The following is an 18,721-nucleotide window of genomic DNA, read 5'->3' on the forward strand; positions in this document are numbered from 1 at the left end:
CCGAAATCGTTCGTCCTGCTAATGAAGTTCCGGTGCGCGCCACACCAGGGAATACCGCCAGAACAGGTGTCTGCGGATCCGCGCGCCGGGCACGATCGCGGCCGCCGCCGCGCGGATCTCGGGAAGCGTCGGAGCTGTCGTCACGATGGGCATCTCGGCGTCGTGCGGCTTCCCGCCGCCACCGGTCACCGCCTTGGCGAGACCGACGAGGGCGTTCGCGGGCAACGCCACCAGCTCCACGGCCCTCTCGGCGGGCGTCGACGTGAGGTACAGCCCGATGACGATCAACAGCCCGCCCGGCGCGGTCAGCTCCGCGAGCCGGGCGAGGCCCGCGCGCAGCGGCAGGTGGTGCAGGCTCGCCTCGGCGGTGACGACGTCGTAGCGCCCCAGCTCGTGGGTGAGCACGTCACCGTGGATCCACCGGACGCGGTCACCGCCGGCCGCACGGGCGCGTTCGACCATGCGGGCGTCGGCGTCGATCGCGGTGACCTCGGCGGCGTCGATCGACCGGGCCAGGTCGCCGAGCCCGCAGCCGACGTCGAGCGCCGACCGGGCCCCGGACGGCAGCCGCCGGAGCAGCCGGCGGCGGTACCACGCGTTGTGGTCCCACCGCAGCCGCTCCGGCAGCCGGAGCTTGCGCTGCTCCGCGCGCACCTACTTGATGGCTTCGCCCGGCTTCACGCGCGGCTTGGGCACGCGCAGCCGGCGGAGCTGGCTCGCGCGGATGAACGAGTACCAGCCGATGGAGATGCCCTTGATCGGCTCGGTCGGGAACTTCGCCCGCACCCGCCGCGTGACGATCCGGCCGAGGACCAGGCCCTCGATGATCATCGCGAGCAGCATGAACGTCGTCGCGAGCGTCGCGTACCGCTGCACGGCGAGCGAGGGCGTCAGCAGCGCCACGAACACCAGGATCGCGAGCGGCATGAACAGGCCCATGAGGTTGCGGCGCGAGTCGACGAGGTCGCGGATGTACGCCTTCACCGGACCGCGGTCGCGCGGCAGCAGGTACTTGTCCTCGCCCGCCATCATGCGCTGACGGCGCTCGACGGCCGCGGCACGGCGCTCTTCCTTGCTCACCTTGTTGCCGCGCATGCGCTTGAAGGCCTCGCGCTGCGTGCGGGGCGGCGGCGGGACGGGCCCGGAGCGCCTGGCCTGCGCCTCACGCCGCTTCGGCGTGGGCCTGCCCTTGCCCGCCGGGCGGGTGGAGTCGGCGGCCTCGGCGGCCGGCTCGGCGGCCGGGGCTTCGGTGTCGGCGGTGTTGCGGCGCAGGAACCTCACGGCACAAGGGTAGGACAGTGGTCCTTCTGTACCTTTCGCGAGGTGCGCGTACTCATCGCTCCGGACTGCTTCGGTGGCACCCTGACGGCCCGCGAGGCCGCCGATGCCATCGCCACCGGCTGGCGTGCCGCCAAGCCCGGCGACACCGTCGTCGAACGCCCGCTGGCCGACGGCGGCCCCGGTTTCGTCGACGTCCTGCACGCGGGGCTGGGCGGCGAGGTCCGGCACGTCACCGTCACCGGCCCGCTGGGCGACCCCGTCGAAGCCCGCTGGCTCAGCGTGTGCACGGGCGGCCGGCGCTTCGCCTACGTCGAGTCCGCCGAAGCGTGCGGCCTGCACCTCATCCCGGCGGAGGCCCGTGCGCGCGCCTGCGAGACCGCGACCACCCGCGGCGTCGGCGAGCTCGTCGCGGCCGCGGCGGCCGGCAGCGAAGTCGTCACGGTCGGGCTCGGCGGCTCCGGCACGACCGACGGTGGCGCCGGCCTGCTCGCCGCCCTCGCCGAGGCCGGCACCGACCTGGCCGGTGTGTCGCTGGTCGCCGCGTCCGACGTCGAGAACCCGCTGCTCGGCCCGCACGGTGCCGCGCGCACGTTCGGCCCGCAGAAGGGCGCGTCCCCACAGGCCGTCGAGCGGCTGGAGGCCAGGCTCGCCGCGATGGACGTGCTCCGGCCCGTGGCCGGCGTGCCCGGTGCCGGAGCGGCCGGCGGTCTCGGCGCCGCGCTCCTCTCGCTGGGCGCCGAGGTGCGCTCCGGCGCGGGCCTCGTCCGCGAGCTCACCGGGCTCGACGCCGCGCTCGACGCGGCCGACGTCGTCATCACCGGCGAGGGCAGCTTCGACTGGCAGTCGCTGCGGGGCAAGCTCATCACCGCCGTCGCCGCGGGCGCGGCCGAGCGCGGCATCCCCTGCGTCGCCATCGCGGGCCAGGTCAGCGTCGGCCGCCGCGAGATGGGCGCCGCCGGCGTCCAGGAGGCCTACTCGGTCTCCGAGCACGCCGGCTCCGTGCAGACGTCGCTCGCGCACCCCCGCGACAGCCTCGTCGCGACGGCCCGGCACGTCGCGGGGCAGTGGTCGCGGTAGCCGGCGCCGCGGGCGTGCCGATATATCGGTGGACGCGCAGGTGGTCTACGTGACAGTCACCACTTGGGTCGACATGGCCGCGTGTTGTGGGACCATGGAAGTGGAACAAAGCGGGGAACGCCCGTGTTGTTGAGGGGCGAACCGCCCGCAAAGGACCTCTTAGGAGAGCCATGACGACCGCTCAGGAAGCCGCTTCGACCTCCGAGGCGCCCACCCACGGCGTGACGCTGACCGATGCGGCCGCCTCCAAGGCCAAGGCGCTGCTCGACCAGGAGGGCCGCGACGACATGCACCTGCGCATCGCCGTCCAGCCCGGCGGTTGCGCTGGTCTGCGCTACCAGCTTTTCTTCGACGAGCGCTCGCTCGACGGGGACGCGCTGGTCGACTTCAACGGCATGAAGGTCGCCGTTGACCGCATGAGCGCGCCCTACGTCGAAGGCGCCGTCATCGACTTCGTGGACACGATCGAGAAGCAGGGCTTCACGATCGACAACCCGAACGCCGGCGGGTCCTGCGCCTGCGGCGACTCCTTCCACTAAGGCGACTGACGCGCGAGGCCGCGTTCCCGCTCGTCGGGAACGCGGCCTCGCGCTGTGTCCGGACTCCGGTGTCAAGACCGGGGTGCCAGGACCGGGGTGTCAGGACCGGGGACCAGGGAAACTGCCAGGTCCCGACCGGGCAGACTGGGCCGAACGGACTGGAACCGGGCGGACCGGGAAGTGGGACCCTGGGGGTCAGACGCCGTACTCGGCGAGGCCTTCGACCTGGTGGGCGCACCTCTCGTCGACCTGCCAGGGCGCGGCGTCGCGCGGGGCGGGCAGGGGGTGCTCGGGATGGGTCAGGGCGAAGGGGAGCTGTGCGCAGTCGTCGATCAGTTCACTCATCGTGCTGGCCTCGGGGATCGTCACGCGTCGACCGTATGACGATGGTGTGACCTGCGATAGTCCTACCAAACGGTAGTCTTCACCGCTGCACTCGCCAGGGTGAGTTGTCACGCAGCGCGACGAGAAAAGAGGAGCCGACGTGCCGGTAGCCGTGTGCGGCAGCATCGCGACCGACCATTTGATGCACTTCCCGGGTCGATTCGCGGACCAGCTGGTCGCGGAGCGCCTCGACCGCGTGTCGCTGAGCTTCCTGGTCGACGACCTCGTGGTCCGCCGCGGCGGCATCGGCGCGAACATCGCGTTCGGCCTCGGCGTCCTCGGCGTCCGGCCGGTGCTCGTCGGCGCCGTCGGCAAGGACTTCGACGACTACCGGTCGTGGCTGGAGCGGCACGGCGTCGACACGTCCGGCGTGTACGTGTCCGAGGTCGCGCACACCGCGCGGTTCGTCTGCACGACGGACGACGACATGTGCCAGATCGCCTCCTTCTACGCCGGCGCGATGGCCGAGGCGCGCAACATCGAGCTCGCGCCGATCGCGGGCCGCGTCGAGAACCTCGAGCTCGTCGTGATCAGCCCGGACGACCCGGCCGCGATGCTGCGCCACGCCGAGGAGTGCCGTCAGCGCGGCTACACCTTCGCCGTCGACCCGTCGCAGCAGCTCGCCCGCATGGACGGCGAGCAGGCGCGCGCGTTCGTCGAGGGCGCCGAGTACCTCTTCAGCAACGACTACGAGTGGGAACTGCTGCTGCAGAAGACCGGCTGGGCCGAGGCCGACGTCCTCGCCCGCGTCGGCAGGCGCGTCACCACGCTCGGCGCGAAGGGCGTCGAGATCGTCGACCGGCACGGCTTCGCGCTGCACGTGCCCGCGGTCCCCGAGGTCGCGAAGACCGACCCGACCGGTGTCGGCGACGGGTTCCGGGCGGGCTTCCTCGCGGGCATCACCGCGGGTCTGAGCTTCGAGCGCGCCGCTCAGCTCGGGTCGCTCATCGCCGTCGAGGTGCTCGAAACCGTCGGCACGCAGGAGTGGGTGCTGGAGCGCGACTCGGCGCTCGCCCGCATCCGCGGCGCGTTCGGTGAAGTTGCCGCTGAGGAGATCGCCCCCGTCCTGCCATGATCGGACAATGGGGACGTACCTGTTCGGCGACACCGCCGAGTTGCTCGATCCGCACTTCGACGCGCTGAGCTCCCTGCTCGACGCGGGCACGTTCGCCCGCGTCGAGCAACTGGGCATCGCGAACGGCTGGCGCTGCCTCGAGGTCGGCGGCGGCGGGGGATCGGTGGCGAACTGGCTCGCCGACGTCGTCGCGCCGTCCGGGCACGTGACGGTCACCGACATCGACGTCTCCCGGCTGGAGGAGCGGGACAACGTCACCGTCCTGGAGCACGACGTGGTGTCCGGCGTCCTGCCCGGCAACGCCTACGACCTGGTCCACGCCCGCCTGGTGCTCTTCCACCTGCCCGCCCGCGAGGCCGTCCTGCGCAAGCTGCGCGACGCGTTGCGCCCCGGCGGCTGGCTCGTGCTCGACGAGTTCGACTGCCTCCCGCTGGAGGTCCTCTCCGCCGCCCCCGACGACGCGAAGCTGATCATGCGGGTGAAGAACGCCCTGCTGACGCTGCTCGACCACACGGGCGCCGAGCTGGCGTGGGGCGCGCGCATCGAGAGGGCGCTGTCCGACGCCGGGCTGCACGACGTCAGCGGTTCCCGCGAGGTGCAGGAGTGGGAGGGCGGCTCATCGGGCTGCCGGCTGCTCGCGACGACCGCCCGCCTGGTGCGCGCGAAGCTGCCGCTCTCCGACGACGAGTTCGCCCGCTACCTGGAGCTGATGGCGTCACCGGAGACCGTCGTGAGCTCCTACGCGATCTGCAGCGCGCAAGGGCGCAGATGAGCGGAAGGGCCCCTCCGCGGAGGGGCCCTTCCGCCACACGCCTACAGCTTGACCGGGTACTGCGGCTCCGGCACCACCGGCTGGATGCGGCCCTCGACGAAGATGCCGTGCCAGATCATGAACACCAGCAGCGCCCAGATCCGCCGGCTGTGGTCGAGCACCCCGGAGCGGTGCTCCTCGATCAGCCGCAGCACGGCGTTCTTGTCGATGTACTGATCGGTCTGCGACGAGCGCACGACGTCGACGGCCCAGTCGTGCATCTCGTCCTTGAGCCAGTGCCGGATCGGCACCGGGAAGCCGAGCTTGCGGCGGTTCAGCACGTGCGCGGGCACGATGTCGCGGATGGCCCTGCGCAGGGCGAACTTCGTCGTCTCCGGCGTGATCTTCAGCTCGGTGGGGATCTGCGAGGCGATCTTGAAGACCTCGGGGTCCAGGAACGGGACGCGCAGCTCCAGCGAGTTCGCCATGGTCATCTTGTCGGCCTTGACCAGGATGTCACCGCGCAGCCAGGTGAACAGGTCGACGTGCTGCATGCGCGTGACCGGGTCCCAGTCCCGCGACTCGCGGTACGGCTGGGCCGTGACGTCCACGTGCGAGACCGCCGGGTCGTAGGTGCGCAGCACCTGGCGCAGGTGGTCGTCGAGGAAGATGCGCGCGTTGCCGTAGTAGCGCTCCTCCAGGGTGAGCGAGCCGCGCCGCAGCAGGTCCTTGCCGCGCACACCGTGCGGGATCTTCGTCGAGACCTTGCCCATCGCCTTGCGCAGCGCGCCCGGCACCTTCTCGAACGCCGCCAGCGACAGCGGCTCGCGGTAGATCGTGTACCCGCCGAAGAGCTCGTCCGCGCCCTCGCCGGACAGCACGACCTTGACGTACTGGCGGGCCTCGCGCGCGATGAACCACAGCGGCACCAGCGCCGGGTCGGCCACCGGGTCGTCGAGGTACCAGGTGATCAGCGGCAGGGCGTCCATCATCTCCTGCGCGCTGACCGTGCGGACGACGTGCTTCACCCCGATCAGCGCCGCCGACTCCGCGGCCACGTCGACCTCGGAGAAGCCCTGCCGCTCGAAGCCCGTGGTGAACGTGATCAGGTCCGGGTTGTGCTCCTTGGCGAGCGCCGCCACGACCGTCGAGTCGATGCCGCCGGACAGGAACGAGCCGACCGTCACGTCCGCGCGCATGTGCTTGGCGACCGAGTCGCGCAACGCGGCGGTGATCTCGTCGTAGAGCGCGTTCGCCTCGGCCTCGCCGTTGACGGTCCGCACCTTGAACTGCGCCGGGAAGTAGCGCTCGAACCGCGGGGCCTGGCCCGGCACGAGCGTGAACGAGTGGCCGGACTCGACGCGGAAGATCCGGTCGTGCAGCGACGCCGGCTCGGGCACGTACTGCAGCGTGAGGTAGTGCTGCAGGCCCTTGACGTTCATCTTCGGCGCGACGCCGAGCACGGGGGCGATCTCCAGCAGGATCTTCTTCTCGCTGGCGAAGGCGACGCCGCTCTGGCCCTGCGCCCAGTACAGGGGCTTGATGCCGAACGGGTCGCGGCCGCCGAACACGATCCCGCGCTCGGAGTCCCAGATCATGAACGCGAACATGCCGCGCAGCTTCGTGATGGCCGAGGGGCCGAGGTAGTGGTAGGCGGCGACGATGGTCTCGGTGTCGCCGTCGGTGTGGAAGACCGCGCCGTGGGACTCGGTGAGCTCCGCCCGCAGCTCGAGGTAGTTGTAGACCTCGCCGTTGAAGTTGATCGTGTACCGGCTCGGCGACTCCGGCGGACCCCAGGTCAGGGGCTGGTGGGAGTGCTCGATGTCGATGATGGCGAGGCGGTTGAACCCGAACACGACCTCGTCGACCCGCCGGGTGCCGCTCTCGTCCGGCCCGCGGTGCCGCATGCAGCGCAGCGCGGCCTCCACAGCCGGACGCGCGTGTTCAGCCTCGTTCTCGCTGGGGCATACAAGTCCTGCCAGGCCGCACAAGGCTCTCGCACCTCTCAACAATTACGACGGGGGAAGACCCAAGTATGCCGAAGCGGCTCTGTGTGACCGAAACTGCACCGCAAGCGCGGTGCCCCCGAGGGGTGAGCGTCGCCGCGCTGGGCTACGCTCCCGCTTGATCCGTTGGCATGGAACGAGGAGGCGGGCGAGCAGTGGGCCTGAAGGAGGGCACCAGGGCACACCGGCTGGCGAAGACCGCCGGGCTGGTCGGCCTGGTCGGTATCGGGGCCACCGGTTGCTCCACGGACGAGGTGCTGCGCTTCGGCTGGCCGGTGGCCGTCACGCCGCAGGCCGAGAAGATGCGCGAGCTCTGGACCTGGTCCGTGATCGCCGCGCTCGTCGTCGGCGTCATCGTGTGGGGCCTGATCCTGTGGTCGGTCGTGTTCCACCGCAAGAAGTCGGAGGAGCTGCCGCGTCAGACGGCGTACAACCTGCCGCTGGAGATCGTGCTCATCGTCGTGCCGACGGTGATCGTGGCGGTGTTGTTCTACTTCACCGCCGTCACGCAGAACTACGTGACGGACAAGTCGGGCAAGCCCGACGTGAACGTCGACGTCATCGCGTTCCAGTGGAACTGGGAGTTCCAGTACCCGGACCACAAGACCGCGGAGGGCAACGTCGTCAGCACGGTCGGCACCTCGGGCGAGATCCCGATCATGGTGCTGCCGGCGCACAAGCGCGTCCAGTTCACGCTGCGCTCGACGGACGTCATCCACTCGTTCTTCGTGCCGGAGTTCCACTTCAAGCGGGACGTCTTCCCGATGCCGGAGAAGAACAACCAGGACAACGTCTTCCAGATCGACCAGATCGACCGTCCCGGTGCGTTCGTCGGCCGCTGCGCCGAGCTCTGCGGCTCCTACCACGCGGTGATGAACTTCGAGGTCCGCGCCCTGAACGAGGCCGACTTCGACAAGTACATCGAGCTCCGCAAGGAAGTGAACGAGAAGACGGGCAAGCCGTACACCACGGCCGAGGCGCTTTCTCAGGTCAACTGCGGCGAGCTGTGCGCGCCGCTGGCCACCACGACCACCCCGTTCAACACCGACCGGACGGCCCGTGAGGCCTCCGGCGCGGGTCAGAAGTAGGGACACGCCCCGCGATGAAGATCGAAGCTCGCGTATTCGACCTGGTGATGGCCTTCTCGTTCCTGATGGCCGTCGTCTACGGCTGGTGGACGCACGCGGCGACCGGCCACGTCGAGCCCACCGGCACGGTGGCGCTCGCGCTCACCGGTGGCCTGGCCCTCATCACCGGCACCTACTTCCGGTTTGTCGCCCGCCGCATCGAGGTGCGGCCGGAGGACAACCCCGAGGCCGAGGTGTCCGACGGTGCCGGTGAGCTGGGCTTCTTCAGCCCCGGCTCGTACTGGCCGATCGGCCTCGCGGCCGCGGCGGCAACCGCCGGTGTCGCGGTGGCGTTCTGGCACGTGTGGATGCTCGTGATCGCCGTCGTGCTGGTGCTGATCGCGGTCGGCGGTCTGGTGTTCGAGTACCACACCGGTCCCAACCACGACTGACGTCCGGCACGTCCGGGCAGCGCACTCGGCCGAGGCCCCCTCCGCAACGGAGGGGGCCTCGGCCGTTTCCCGGGCACAGCACCGACGCGAAAGGGCCCCTTCCGCCGTGGTGGCGGAAGGGGCCCTTTTCACTGGTCCTTCGCGGTGTGCCGCGGAGCGCTAGGCGGCGGCGGGGACCTTCTCCGGCGTCTTCTGGTACGCGTCGACGTACTCCTGGCCGCTCAGGTCGAGGATGCGGTAGATGATCTCGTCGGTGACGCTGCGCAGCACCGGCAGCGACTCCTGCATGCCGTCGTAGCGGCTGAAGTCGAGCGGCTCGCCGAACCGGACGGTCACCGGGACGATCTTCGGGAACTTGCTGCCGACCGGCTGCACCTTGTCCGTGCCGATGATGCCCACCGGCACGACCGGGGCGCCGGACTCGAGCGCCATGCGGGCCACCCCCGTGCGGCCGCGGTGGAGCATGCCGTCGAGCGAGCGGGTGCCCTCCGGGTAGATGGCGAAGGCGTCACCGCGGGCGAGGATCTCGGCGGCCGTGTCGAGCGCGGCGCGGGCGTCACGCCCCTTGCCGCGGTGCACCGGCACGTGACCCAGCGACGAGAAGAACCAGCGCGACAGCGAGCCCTTCACGCCGGTGCCCGTGAAGTACTCCGCCTTGGCGAGGAACGACACGCGGCGCGGGACGACCATCGGGATCACGACGCTGTCGATGAAGCTGAGGTGGTTGGCCGCCAGGATGACCGGGCCGTCGGTGGGGATGTTCTCCAGCCCTTCCACCACGGGGCGGTAGACGAGACGGGCTGCGCGCGCGACGACGTGTTTCATCACCGGGTAGAGGACCATGCCTCCAGCATTCCAGGTGGCGGTTGCCGCCGCGTTACCACGTGGTGCGCATCTCCAGCCCATCACTCGCTCGGACTACGCGGGTGCGTCGGCCGTGCGAGGAGGGTCACGCGGCGACGACGAGACGTGACGAAACGCACCGCACGGCCTGGTCCGGGCCGCGTCACCCGGCAGGCCCCGCCGGCGCCACCGGCCGGCCCAGGCCCGAGCGGGCGCCGCGCCGGCAGGCTAGCCCTTGAGCGAGGCTGAGAGCTCCACCCAGCGGCTCAGCAGTGCCGCCGCCCGGCCCGAGTCGACGGCGTCCGCCGCGCGGCTCAGCGAGGCCGTCAGGTCGGCGTGCAGGTCGTCGGAGAACCCGCTGTGCGCCGCGATGGCGCCGGCGGCGTTCACCAGCACCGCGTCGCGCACCGACCCCGTCTTGCCGGCCACCAGGTCGCGGACCACCCGGGCGTTCACGGAGGCGTCGCCGCCCTTCAGGTCCTCCTCGCGCGCGGGCTCCACGCCGAGCACGGCAGGGTCGATCGTCTCCGTGCGCACCACGCCGTCCTGGGCGAGCCACGCGGACGTCGTCGTGGTCGTGGTGATCTCGTCGAGGCCGTCGTCGCCGCGGACCACCAGCGCGGTGTTGCGGCGGCGCGCGAACACGCCGGCGATCAGCGGCGCCGCGGCGGCCCTGGCGCAGCCGATCAGGCCGACGGTGGGCTGCGCGGGGTTCGTCAGGGGGCCGAGCAGGTTGAACGAGGTCGGGATGCCGATCTCGCGGCGCACCGGGCCCGCGTGCCGGAAGCCGGGGTGGAACACCGGCGCGAAGCAGAAGCCGATGCCCAGCTCCCGCACCGTCGCCCGCACGCCCTCCGGCGGCAGGTCGATCGCGACGCCGAGCGCCTCCAGCACGTCCGCCGTGCCGCACTGCGACGAGGCCGCCCGGTTGCCGTGCTTCACCACCGGGACGCCCGCGGCCGCCGTGACGATGGCGGCCATCGTCGAAATGTTCACCGAACCGGAATGGTCGCCGCCGGTGCCCACGATGTCGGCCGCCCGCACGTCCACGGTGAAGCGGCGCGCGTGGTTGAGCATCATCGTCGCGAGGCCGTCGATCTCCTCCGGCGTCTCGCCCTTGGCCCTCAGCGCGACGATGAACGCCGCGATCTGGGCGGGCGTCGCCGCGCCCGACATGACCTGGTCCATGCCCCACGAGGTGTCGCCGGCGGTCAGGTCGACGCCGTCGAGCAGCCGGTTGAGCAGCGAGGGCCAGGTGCGCTCCGCCATCCCGATCAGCCCTTGACGACGGGAACAGCCGAGCTCCGCAGCACCTCGGCCACGGTCTCGGCGGCGGCCAGCGGGTCGAGCGGGTGCACGAGCACCGCGTCGGCCTGCGACCAGGTCGCGAGCCAGCGGTCGTCCTTGCGGCGCACCGCGACGACGACCGGCGGGCAGTCGGTGATCTCGTCCTTGAGCTGGCGCGACAGGCCCATGCCCCCGGTCGGCTGCGCCTCGCCGTCGAGGATCAGCAGGTCGACGGTGCCGTTGTCCACCTCGTAGAGGACGTCGGCGATCGCGCCCGCCTCGATGAAGTCGACCCTCGGCAGGTCCGGCGCGGGACGGCGGCCGACCGCAGTGATGATCGTCTCACGCACCTCGGGCCGGTGGCTGAACACCAGGATCTTCGTGGTCTGCGTGCTCATCTCTCGATCCTCCGCTGCGACTGCTGACTGGGCCGTCAAGAAAGTGACCAAGGTCGCGGCGATGCTATCGGGCCGCCGCCGGCCGCGGTTGCAGGGCGTCCCACCCCAGGGCGTCCCCGCCGAGCCGTTGCGCCAGCGAGGCCATCCGCGAGCGCTCCTGGGCGCAGTGCAGCGCGTCCAGCTCCTGCACCCGGCTGACCTGCGTCACCTCGCCCGCGACGAGCACCCAGCCGTCCGGTGCGAGCAGCTCCCGCGCGCGTTCTACCTGGTCAGAGGGGATGCGCAGGTGGTGGCGCAGCACCGCGGGCTCGTCGGCGCGCCACTGCGGGGAGCGGGCGAGCGCCGCCGAATCGGCCTCCGCGATGTCGAAGGCCTCGACGACCACGACGAGGTCCGGGTCGTCGAGCGACAACGCCGGTTCGCCCTCCCGGCGCAGCAGCTCCCGCAATCGGCCCAGCAAACCCATCCGTTGACCTCCTCGCGGTCACCCGCCGTGTGACCCAGCCGACCCATGATCCGCCCAGGACCCGATGGGCGGAGCAAATAAGCGCAAGCAATAATGCTGCTCGTGACCACGGCAGCGCCTTCAATCGGCCAGCGCGTGCACTCGCTGAACCGTCCGAACATGGTCAGCGTCGGCACGATCGTCTGGCTGTCCAGCGAGCTCATGTTCTTCGCTGGCCTCTTCGCCATGTTCTTCACGGTGAAGGCCCAGAACGAGGGACCCTGGCCCCCGCCTCCCACGCACCTGAACGTCCCCTACGCGTCGGTCTTCACGATCATCCTGGTCGCGTCGTCCTTCACCTGTCAGTGGGGCGTGTTCGCGGCGGAGCGGGGTGACGTCTTCGGTCTTCGTCGCTGGTACATCGTGACGCTGATCATGGGAGCGATCTTCGTCGGCGGCCAGGCGGGTGAGTACATCGAGCTGGTCCACGCGGGCACCACGATCCCGTCGTCGGCCTACGGCACGGTCTTCTACCTGACCACCGGCTTCCACGGCCTGCACGTCATCGGCGGCTTGATCGCGTTCGTCTACCTGTTGATCCGGACGAAGCTCAGCAAGTTCACGCCGGCACAGGCCACCTCGGCGATCGTCGTGTCGTACTACTGGCACTTCGTCGACGTCGTGTGGATCGGCCTGTTCGCCATCATCTACATCGTGCCCTGACCCGGTCGGCACGAAGCCAAGCCACGAGCTCCCGAACTGACAGCAAGGGTTGCCGCACACCATGACCACCACGACGAAACGCCCCCGCGGCGCCCGCACGAAGCTGCGCCGCCGGGTCGCCGGACTGCTCGCACTGGGCTTCGGCCTGCTGAGCGCCGGCATGCTGTTCGCCGCCTTCGCGCCCCAGGCGCAGACCGCCCAGGCGCAGCAGCAGGACGCCCTGGTCCGCCAGGGCGAGCAGATCTACCTGAACACCTGCATGAGCTGCCACGGCAAGTCGCTCGAGGGTGTCGAGGGCCGCGGGCCGAGCCTCGTGGGCGTCGGCGACGCCGCGGTGTACTTCCAGACTTCCTCCGGCCGCATGCCGCTGGCGCGGCAGGAGGCGCAGGGCATCCGCAAGCCCGCGAAGCTCTCCCCCGAGCAGATCAACGCGCTGATGGCCTACATCACCGCGAACGGTGGCGAGGGCCCGAAGAAGCCCTCCGAGTCCGGTGAGGCCCTGCGCGGCGACAACCCGGCGCGCGGTGGCGAGCTCTTCCGCCTCAACTGCGCGAGCTGCCACAACTTCACGGGTCGCGGCGGCGCCCTGTCGTCCGGCAAGTTCGCGCCGGCGCTCGACGGGGTGAGCGAGGAGCAGATCTACACGGCGATGCTGAGCGGCCCGCAGAACATGCCGAAGTTCGGCGAGCGCCAGCTCACGCCGGAAGAGAAGAAAGACATCATCGCGTACGTCAAGTCGGTCACCGACGGAAACAACAACTCCGGCGGTAACCCCCTGGGCGGGTTCGGGCCCGTCTCGGAGGGATTGATCGCGTTCATCGTGGGCATCGCCGCGCTCATCGGCGTGACCCTCTGGATCGGAGCCAAGGCATGAGCGGCGACAAGCCGACCGACCTGCCCAGCGAGGCAGAGCTCGCGGAGATGAGCCGGGACGACCTCGTCAGGCTCGGCACGAAGATGGACGGCGTCGAGCTCGTCCACTACGAGGAGAAGTTCCCGGTGGCGGGCACCCGCGCCGAGCGCCGTGCCCAGCGCTCCGTCGCGCTGTGGTTCCTGCTCTCCGCGCTGTCCGGCGTGGCCTTCCTCGGCGTGTTCCTGTTCTGGCCGTACCAGTACGAGGCCCCGCACACCGAGCGCCACCTGCTGCACCTGCTCTACAACCCGCTGATCGGCCTGTTCCTCGGCCTGTCGGTGCTGGCCCTGGGCATCGGCGCGCTGCTCTACACCAAGAAGTTCCTGCCCGACGAGCTCGCCGTGCAGCAGCGCCACGACGGCCCCTCCCCCCAGGTCGACCGCGCCACGCTCGTGGCGGAGCTCGCCGACGCCGGTCAGCGCAGCGGCATCGGCCGCCGCAACCTGATCAAGCGCACCGCGGGCCTCGGCGCCGGTGTGCTGGGCCTCGGCATCGCCGTCGTCCCGCTGGGCGCGCTCGTCAGGAACCCGCACTCGGACAGCGAGACCAAGAACTCGCTGTGGCACACGAGCTGGAAGCCGGAGAAGCCGGGCGAGAAGGTCTACCTGCGCCGTCACACCGGCAACTTCCACGAGGTCTCCCTGGTGCGTCCCGAGGACGTCGAGCCGGGCGGCTTCGAGACGGTGTTCCCGTTCCGCGAGTCCGAGCGCAACGACGAGCACGCGCTGGTCGCGGCCCTCAAGCGGTCCGACGCGCCGGTCATGCTCATCCGCATGCGCCCGAACCAGGCCATCGTCAAGCGCGCCGGCCAGGAGGACTTCAACTACGGCGACCTGTACGCGTACTCGAAGGTCTGCACGCACCTGGGTTGCCCGACGTCGCTGTTCGAGCAGCAGACCGGTCTGCTGCTCTGCCCGTGCCACCAGTCGCAGTTCGACGTGTTCGAGTACGCCAAGCCGCGGTTCGGTCCGGCAACCCGTCCTCTTCCCCAGCTTCCGATCACGGTGGACGAAGACGGATACTTGGTTGCCCGCAGCGACTTCATCGAGGCTGTGGGTCCGGCGTTCTGGGAGCGGAAGTCATGAGTGCCATCACCACGCCGACGAAGCCGGCCAATGCCGCCGCGCGCGTCGCCGGAGCGGCGGCCAACGCTGCCGACGAGCGGTTCCACCCGGCCGCTGGCCTGCGCAAACAGCTCAACAAGGTCTTCCCGACGCACTGGTCGTTCCTGCTCGGTGAGATCGCGCTCTACAGCTTCATCGTGCTGCTGCTGTCGGGTACCTACCTGGCGTTGTTCTTCGACCCGTCGATGACCGAGGTCACCTACAACGGCGCGTTCGAGAACCTGCGCGGCATCGAGATGTCGCGCGCGTTCGCCTCGACGCTCGACATCTCGTTCGAGACCCGCGGTGGCCTGTTCGTCCGCCAGGTGCACCACTGGGCGGCGCTGCTGTTCATGGCCGCGATCGTCGTGCACATGTTCCGGGTCTTCTTCACCGGCGCGTTCCGCAAGCCGCGTGAGATCAACTGGGTCATCGGCATCGTGCTGTTCATGCTCGGCGCGATCGAGGGCTTCCTCGGCTACTCGCTGCCGGACGACCTGCTCTCCGGTACGGGCCTGCGCGTGATGGCGGCGCTGCTGATCTCGATCCCGGTGATCGGAACGTGGCTGAACTGGCTGATCTTCGGCGGGGAGTTCCCCGGCACGGACGTCATCCCGATGCTCTACACCGCGCACATCCTGATCATCCCGGCGATCATCCTCGGTTTGGTCGCGGCGCACCTCGCGCTGGTCTGGTACCAGAAGCACACCCAGTTCCCCGGCGTGGGCCGCAAGGAGACGAACGTCGTCGGCGTCCGCATCATGCCGGTGTTCGCGGCCAAGGGCGGCGGCTTCTTCGCGATCGTCGTCGGTGTCACCGCGGTCATGGGCGGTGTCTTCCAGATCAACCCGGTGTGGAACTTCGGCCCGTACAACCCGTCACAGGTCTCGGCGGGGTCGCAGCCCGACTGGTACATGGGCTGGACCGACGGTCTGATGCGCATCTGGCCCGCGTGGGAGTTCTACCTGGGCAACTACACGATCCCGGAGCCGTTCCTGCCGTTCATCCTCGGCCTGCCGCTGCTGACCGGCATCGCGGCGGTCTACCCGTGGATCGAGCGCAGGATGACCAAGGACTACGCGCACCACAACCTGCTGCAGCGCCCGCGTGACGTGCCCGTCCGCACCGCGCTCGGCTGGATGGCGATCACGTACTTCATGGTCCTGCTGCTCATGGGCGGCAACGACATCATCGCGTACCAGTTCGACATCTCGTTGAACCTGACGACGTGGATGGGTCGCGTCGGCATGCTGGTGCTGCCTCCGATCGCGTACTTCGTCGCCTACCGCATCTGCATCGGCCTGCAGCGCGGCGACCGCGAGGTGCTGGAGCACGGCGTGGAGACCGGCATCATCAAGCGCCTGCCGCACGGCGAGTTCATCGAGGTCCACCAGCCGCTCGGCCCGGTGGACGACCACGGCCACCCGATCCCGCTCGCCTACCAGGGCGCGTCGGTGCCGAAGAAGATGAACAAGCTCGGCTCGGCGGGCCACCCGGTCGCCGGCAGCACGTGGTCGCCGGACCCGGTCGAGGAGACCGTGGCCCTGGAGAACGCGCGCGCGAAGCGGCACGTCACCGAAGGCCTCAGCGCCGAGGACACGGCCGGCGAGCTCGCGGGCAAGCCGTCCGACCCGAAGGCCTGACCCCGCTCGGACCAGAGCCGAAAAGCCCCCGTGGAACTTCCACGGGGGCTTTTCGCTGTCTCGGTGTTCTTCGGGCTTCTTACTGGGCGTCGTCCAGGCCGATGGCGAACGCCGCCTCGTCGTCGCGCTTCGAGTAGCTGCGGAACGCGATGTGCGTGTCGGTGTTCAGCACGCCCGCGACCTTGCTGATCTTGCCGGGCACCAGCGCCGCGAGGTCCTCGTGCTCGCTGACCCGCACGAGCGCGATCAGGTCGACGTCGCCCGCGCAGGAGTACACCTCCGTGACTCCGTCGATGTCGGCGATCTCCTGCGCCGCCTCTGGGATGCGTTCGGCGGCGGCCTGGATCAGCACGATGGCGGTGACCACGGCGTCCTCCTCGGGGTCTCGGCACGGGTGTCTGAAGCACCCGTAGTCTGCCCTACCGGATGATCGACGGCGTGAGGACGTCGTTGTCCGTGTGAGTGCCTGGCCGCGGTCGGCATGGGGTCGCTGGTTCTCCGCGGAACGGGCGGTGGGCCGGGTTCACCGGGGGCTTGTTCGGCCGAGGCGCCCAAGACGCTGGCTCCGTGCCGCCGCCGCTGGGCAGGAGCCGGTGCCACCAGCGGAGGGTCAGGCCCACCGGCCGGGCACCGGCGGCCTGCTCGGCCCAAGGCACCCGGGCCGCCGCGCTGGTGTGCGGATGCCGCGACTCCGCGCGGGGCCCGGGCCACCGGCCGGTGGCCGAGGTGTTGCTGGATTCGTGTGGAACGGGCGGTGGGCCAGGTTCACCGGTCGTGTGCCGGGGGCTTGTTCGACCTGAGGCGCCGGGCCGCTGACCTCTTGCCGCCGCCGTTCCGCAGGAGTCAGCGCCACCGGCGGCGGCTGACCGAGTCGCGGCTCCCGCCCCAGGCAACCAGCGGAGGGTCAGGCCCACCGGTCGTGCACCGGCCGGGCACCGGCGGCCTGCTCCGCCCAAGGCACCCAGGCCGCCGCGGCACCGGCGGGGGAGGACCACGGCTCGTCCGCGTACACCAGGCGGGTGCCCGGCTGGTCGAGCCAGCGCAGCACCACGCCGGTCTCCTCGGGCGGTGCGCCCCGCAGCGGGCCGGCGGTCGGCACGACCGTCTCGGCGGAGGCGACCAGGGCGTCGACCACGGGCATCGGGCGGGTGCCGCGGCGGGCCACGCCGGCGGAGGCGAGGCGGCCGTAGCGGACGACCGAGAACTCCCAGCCGCCTTCGCGGTCGGGGCGGGCCGCGACGAGGTGCGGCAGGGCGGCCAGGGCGGCCAGGCGCTGGGCGCGGTCGAGGGATCTGACCAGGCCCGCCAAGCGGTCGCGGCGGCGGGCGGCCTCCTCGAAGCGCTCGGCGGACGCGAGGCCGCCCAGCTGGGTGATGAGCGTGCGCAGCGGGTCGGCGCTGCGGCCGACGACCAGGTCGCGCACCGCGACGACGGCGGGGGAGTACTCGTCGACGGTCTGCCTGCCCGCGCACGGTGCCTGGCAGCGGCCCAGTTCGGCCAGGGCGCAGGGGGAGGCCCGCTGGTTGGTCGCCGGGATCTTGATCGTGCACGAGCGCAGCGGCACGGCGTCGAGCAGGGCCTCGGCCACCGCTTCGGCCGACCGGCGGGTGCGGAACGGGCCCAGCGCGCCGTCGCGGGGGTTCCTGACCAGGGACAGCCTGGGGAACGGCTCGTCGGTCAGCACCAGCCACCACGCGTGGTGCGGGTTCTTCGACCGGCGGTTGTACGCGGGCCGGTGGGCGCGCAGGAGGCGCAGCTCGCGCACCTCGGCTTCCAGCGGGTGGGCGCACTCCACGGCGTCGACGCGCACCGCCAGCGCCACCATCTCGCGGAGCCGGCGGCGGCCCTCGCTGGCCGTGAAGTACTGGCGGACCCTCCGCCGCAGGTCGGAGGCGGTGCCGACGTAGAGCACCTCCTCCTTCGGGCCGCGGAAGAGGTACACGCCGGGTGTGGACGGCAGGTGCGCCGCCAGCGAGCGCTTGCGGCGTTGCTCCGGCGTCACCTCCGGCAGGTACGCCAGCAGCTCCTCCAGGGAGTGCACGCCGACGTTGCCCACGCGCTCCAGCAGGGCGTGCAGCACCTCGACCGTCGCGCGGGCGTCGGCCAGGGCCCGGTGCGTGGGCTTGGTCGAGGTGCCGAAGAGGTCCGACAGGGCGGACAGCCGGCACGACGGGGCCTCGTCGCGGCTCAGCACGCGCCGCGCCAGCTTCACCGTGCACACCACGGGCGGTTTCGGCCACCGGTAGCCGTGGCGCTCGCACGCCGCCTTCATGAAGCCGACGTCGAAGCCCGAGTTGTGCGCCACCAGCACCGCGCCGGCCGCGAACTCGAGGAACGCCGGCAGCACCGTCCCCATCCTCGGCGCGCCCGTGACCATCAGCTGCGTGATCCCGGTCAGCTGCGCCACCTGGGGCGGGATGCCGCGCTCGGGGTCGACGAGCGTGGCGAACTCGCCGAGCACCCGGCCGCCGCGCACCTTCACCGCGCCGATCTCGGTGACGGCGTCCTCCTCGTTGCTCCCGCCCGTCGTCTCCAGATCGAACACGACGAACGTCGTGTCGCGAAGGGGCGTCCCCAGCTCGTCGAAGGACAGTTGACCGGTCACGGCGGCTGACGTTAGCGGCGGGGTCTGACAATTTCCGGCGGTGCTCGTCCCCGACCTGCGCAGGCCGCGCGGAGACGGCCCCGCGGTGATCTTTTCCAGATCGTTGTTCCCACGGGCGGAGATGTCCGT

At 70.8% G+C, this 18,721-nt stretch carries 20 protein-coding genes; 10 read left to right on the plus strand and 10 right to left on the minus strand.

Annotated features, from left to right (window positions below):
• Positions 1 to 18 precede the first annotated feature (18 nt).
• Positions 19 to 654 carry a class I SAM-dependent methyltransferase gene (locus tag BMW88_RS12910; protein ID WP_089950921.1) on the minus strand — a complete coding sequence of 212 codons (636 nt, stop codon included), beginning with the start codon at positions 652 to 654 and terminating at the stop codon, positions 19 to 21.
• Complete coding sequence (locus BMW88_RS12915; protein WP_089950922.1) at positions 655 to 1,281, minus strand: DUF3043 domain-containing protein; 627 nt, start codon at positions 1,279 to 1,281, stop codon at positions 655 to 657. It abuts the gene before it with no gap.
• 42 nt (positions 1,282 to 1,323) lie between these two features.
• Here BMW88_RS12915 and BMW88_RS12920 point away from each other — a divergent pair, with 42 nt between their 5' ends.
• The gene (locus tag BMW88_RS12920) at positions 1,324 to 2,358 is read left to right on the plus strand and encodes a glycerate kinase family protein (protein ID WP_089950923.1); all 1,035 of its coding nucleotides are present in this window, start codon (positions 1,324 to 1,326) and stop codon (positions 2,356 to 2,358) included.
• Positions 2,359 to 2,528: 170 nt separating this feature from the next.
• Positions 2,529 to 2,897 carry a HesB/IscA family protein gene (locus tag BMW88_RS12925; protein ID WP_089950924.1) on the plus strand — a complete coding sequence of 123 codons (369 nt, stop codon included), beginning with the start codon at positions 2,529 to 2,531 and terminating at the stop codon, positions 2,895 to 2,897.
• A gap of 195 nt (positions 2,898 to 3,092) precedes the next feature.
• Here the strand turns inward: BMW88_RS12925 and BMW88_RS41810 are convergent, their stop codons facing one another.
• Positions 3,093 to 3,266: a hypothetical protein gene (locus BMW88_RS41810; protein ID WP_177221056.1), complete on the minus strand. Its 174-nt coding sequence runs from the start codon at positions 3,264 to 3,266 to the stop codon at positions 3,093 to 3,095.
• Between the two features lie 157 nt (positions 3,267 to 3,423).
• On the opposite strand from BMW88_RS41810, the gene BMW88_RS12930 reads away from it, so the two are divergent.
• Positions 3,424 to 4,356 (plus strand): carbohydrate kinase family protein, encoded by a 933-nt coding sequence (locus tag BMW88_RS12930; protein WP_089951092.1) that lies wholly within the window; start codon positions 3,424 to 3,426, stop codon positions 4,354 to 4,356.
• Positions 4,357 to 4,363: 7 nt separating this feature from the next.
• Positions 4,364 to 5,128: a class I SAM-dependent methyltransferase gene (locus tag BMW88_RS12935; RefSeq protein ID WP_089950925.1), complete on the plus strand. Its 765-nt coding sequence runs from the start codon at positions 4,364 to 4,366 to the stop codon at positions 5,126 to 5,128.
• Between the two features lie 41 nt (positions 5,129 to 5,169).
• On the opposite strand, the gene asnB is transcribed toward BMW88_RS12935, so the two are convergent.
• The gene (asnB, locus tag BMW88_RS12940; RefSeq protein WP_089950926.1) at positions 5,170 to 7,098 is read right to left on the minus strand and encodes an asparagine synthase (glutamine-hydrolyzing); all 1,929 of its coding nucleotides are present in this window, start codon (positions 7,096 to 7,098) and stop codon (positions 5,170 to 5,172) included.
• A gap of 170 nt (positions 7,099 to 7,268) precedes the next feature.
• Here asnB and ctaC point away from each other — a divergent pair, with 170 nt between their 5' ends.
• Together ctaC and BMW88_RS12950 are read left to right on the plus strand one after the other, a co-directional pair.
• Positions 7,269 to 8,201, plus strand: coding sequence for an aa3-type cytochrome oxidase subunit II (gene ctaC, locus BMW88_RS12945; RefSeq protein ID WP_245777738.1), 933 nt, complete (start codon positions 7,269 to 7,271; stop codon positions 8,199 to 8,201).
• Positions 8,202 to 8,215: 14 nt separating this feature from the next.
• A complete protein-coding gene (locus BMW88_RS12950; RefSeq protein ID WP_089950927.1) occupies positions 8,216 to 8,632 on the plus strand; it encodes a cytochrome c oxidase subunit 4 in 417 nt (138 codons plus the stop codon).
• Positions 8,633 to 8,791: 159 nt separating this feature from the next.
• Here the strand turns inward: BMW88_RS12950 and BMW88_RS12955 are convergent, their stop codons facing one another.
• The 4 genes from BMW88_RS12955 to BMW88_RS12970 form a co-directional block, all read right to left on the minus strand.
• A complete protein-coding gene (locus BMW88_RS12955; protein ID WP_089950928.1) occupies positions 8,792 to 9,475 on the minus strand; it encodes a lysophospholipid acyltransferase family protein in 684 nt (227 codons plus the stop codon).
• 228 nt (positions 9,476 to 9,703) lie between these two features.
• Entirely contained in the window at positions 9,704 to 10,744 is a 1,041-nt protein-coding gene (gene trpD, locus BMW88_RS12960) for an anthranilate phosphoribosyltransferase (protein ID WP_089950929.1), read from the minus strand.
• 5 nt (positions 10,745 to 10,749) lie between these two features.
• Positions 10,750 to 11,160 (minus strand): hypothetical protein, encoded by a 411-nt coding sequence (locus BMW88_RS12965; RefSeq protein ID WP_089950930.1) that lies wholly within the window; start codon positions 11,158 to 11,160, stop codon positions 10,750 to 10,752.
• 64 nt (positions 11,161 to 11,224) lie between these two features.
• Positions 11,225 to 11,626: a hypothetical protein gene (locus tag BMW88_RS12970; protein ID WP_089950931.1), complete on the minus strand. Its 402-nt coding sequence runs from the start codon at positions 11,624 to 11,626 to the stop codon at positions 11,225 to 11,227.
• A gap of 93 nt (positions 11,627 to 11,719) precedes the next feature.
• On the opposite strand from BMW88_RS12970, the gene ctaE reads away from it, so the two are divergent.
• The 4 genes from ctaE (at position 11,720) to qcrB (ending at position 15,987) form a co-directional block, all read left to right on the plus strand.
• On the plus strand, positions 11,720 to 12,328 hold the full coding sequence (gene ctaE / locus BMW88_RS12975; protein WP_089950932.1) for an aa3-type cytochrome oxidase subunit III: 609 nt from the start codon (positions 11,720 to 11,722) through the stop codon (positions 12,326 to 12,328).
• A 61-nt stretch (positions 12,329 to 12,389) separates the two neighbouring features.
• Positions 12,390 to 13,202 carry a cytochrome bc1 complex diheme cytochrome c subunit gene (gene qcrC, locus BMW88_RS12980; RefSeq protein ID WP_089950933.1) on the plus strand — a complete coding sequence of 271 codons (813 nt, stop codon included), beginning with the start codon at positions 12,390 to 12,392 and terminating at the stop codon, positions 13,200 to 13,202.
• Positions 13,199 to 14,326 carry a cytochrome bc1 complex Rieske iron-sulfur subunit gene (qcrA, locus tag BMW88_RS12985; protein WP_089950934.1) on the plus strand — a complete coding sequence of 376 codons (1,128 nt, stop codon included), beginning with the start codon at positions 13,199 to 13,201 and terminating at the stop codon, positions 14,324 to 14,326. Before qcrC ends, qcrA begins: the two co-directional genes overlap by 4 nt.
• A complete protein-coding gene (qcrB, locus tag BMW88_RS12990) occupies positions 14,323 to 15,987 on the plus strand; it encodes a cytochrome bc1 complex cytochrome b subunit (RefSeq protein ID WP_089950935.1) in 1,665 nt (554 codons plus the stop codon). Before qcrA ends, qcrB begins: the two co-directional genes overlap by 4 nt.
• A 79-nt stretch (positions 15,988 to 16,066) precedes the next feature.
• Here the strand turns inward: qcrB and BMW88_RS12995 are convergent, their stop codons facing one another.
• Positions 16,067 to 16,354 carry an Lrp/AsnC family transcriptional regulator gene (locus tag BMW88_RS12995; protein WP_089950936.1) on the minus strand — a complete coding sequence of 96 codons (288 nt, stop codon included), beginning with the start codon at positions 16,352 to 16,354 and terminating at the stop codon, positions 16,067 to 16,069.
• 537 nt (positions 16,355 to 16,891) lie between these two features.
• A complete protein-coding gene (locus BMW88_RS13000) occupies positions 16,892 to 18,592 on the minus strand; it encodes a DEDD exonuclease domain-containing protein (protein WP_089950937.1) in 1,701 nt (566 codons plus the stop codon).
• Positions 18,593 to 18,721: the final 129 nt, after the last annotated feature.

The organism is Lentzea xinjiangensis (assembly GCF_900110955.1).
GTDB lineage: Bacteria > Actinomycetota > Actinomycetes > Mycobacteriales > Pseudonocardiaceae > Lentzea > Lentzea xinjiangensis.

Excerpts from the sequence above, each read along its gene's own strand:
- BMW88_RS12925 (WP_089950924.1), top strand. The coding sequence starts at position 2,529 with ATGACGACCGCTCAGGAAGCCGCTTCGACCTCCGAGGCGCCCACCCAC.
- BMW88_RS12930 (WP_089951092.1), top strand. The coding sequence starts at position 3,424 with ATGCACTTCCCGGGTCGATTCGCGGACCAGCTGGTCGCGGAGCGCCTC.
- BMW88_RS12935 (WP_089950925.1), top strand. The coding sequence starts at position 4,364 with ATGGGGACGTACCTGTTCGGCGACACCGCCGAGTTGCTCGATCCGCAC.
- BMW88_RS12950 (WP_089950927.1), top strand. The coding sequence starts at position 8,216 with ATGAAGATCGAAGCTCGCGTATTCGACCTGGTGATGGCCTTCTCGTTC.
- BMW88_RS12955 (WP_089950928.1), bottom strand. The coding sequence starts at position 9,475 with ATGGTCCTCTACCCGGTGATGAAACACGTCGTCGCGCGCGCAGCCCGT.
- trpD (WP_089950929.1), bottom strand. The coding sequence starts at position 10,744 with ATGGCGGAGCGCACCTGGCCCTCGCTGCTCAACCGGCTGCTCGACGGC.
- BMW88_RS12965 (WP_089950930.1), bottom strand. The coding sequence starts at position 11,160 with ATGAGCACGCAGACCACGAAGATCCTGGTGTTCAGCCACCGGCCCGAG.
- BMW88_RS12970 (WP_089950931.1), bottom strand. The coding sequence starts at position 11,626 with ATGGGTTTGCTGGGCCGATTGCGGGAGCTGCTGCGCCGGGAGGGCGAA.
- ctaE (WP_089950932.1), top strand. The coding sequence starts at position 11,720 with ATGCTGCTCGTGACCACGGCAGCGCCTTCAATCGGCCAGCGCGTGCAC.
- qcrC (WP_089950933.1), top strand. The coding sequence starts at position 12,390 with ATGACCACCACGACGAAACGCCCCCGCGGCGCCCGCACGAAGCTGCGC.
- qcrA (WP_089950934.1), top strand. The coding sequence starts at position 13,199 with ATGAGCGGCGACAAGCCGACCGACCTGCCCAGCGAGGCAGAGCTCGCG.
- qcrB (WP_089950935.1), top strand. The coding sequence starts at position 14,323 with ATGAGTGCCATCACCACGCCGACGAAGCCGGCCAATGCCGCCGCGCGC.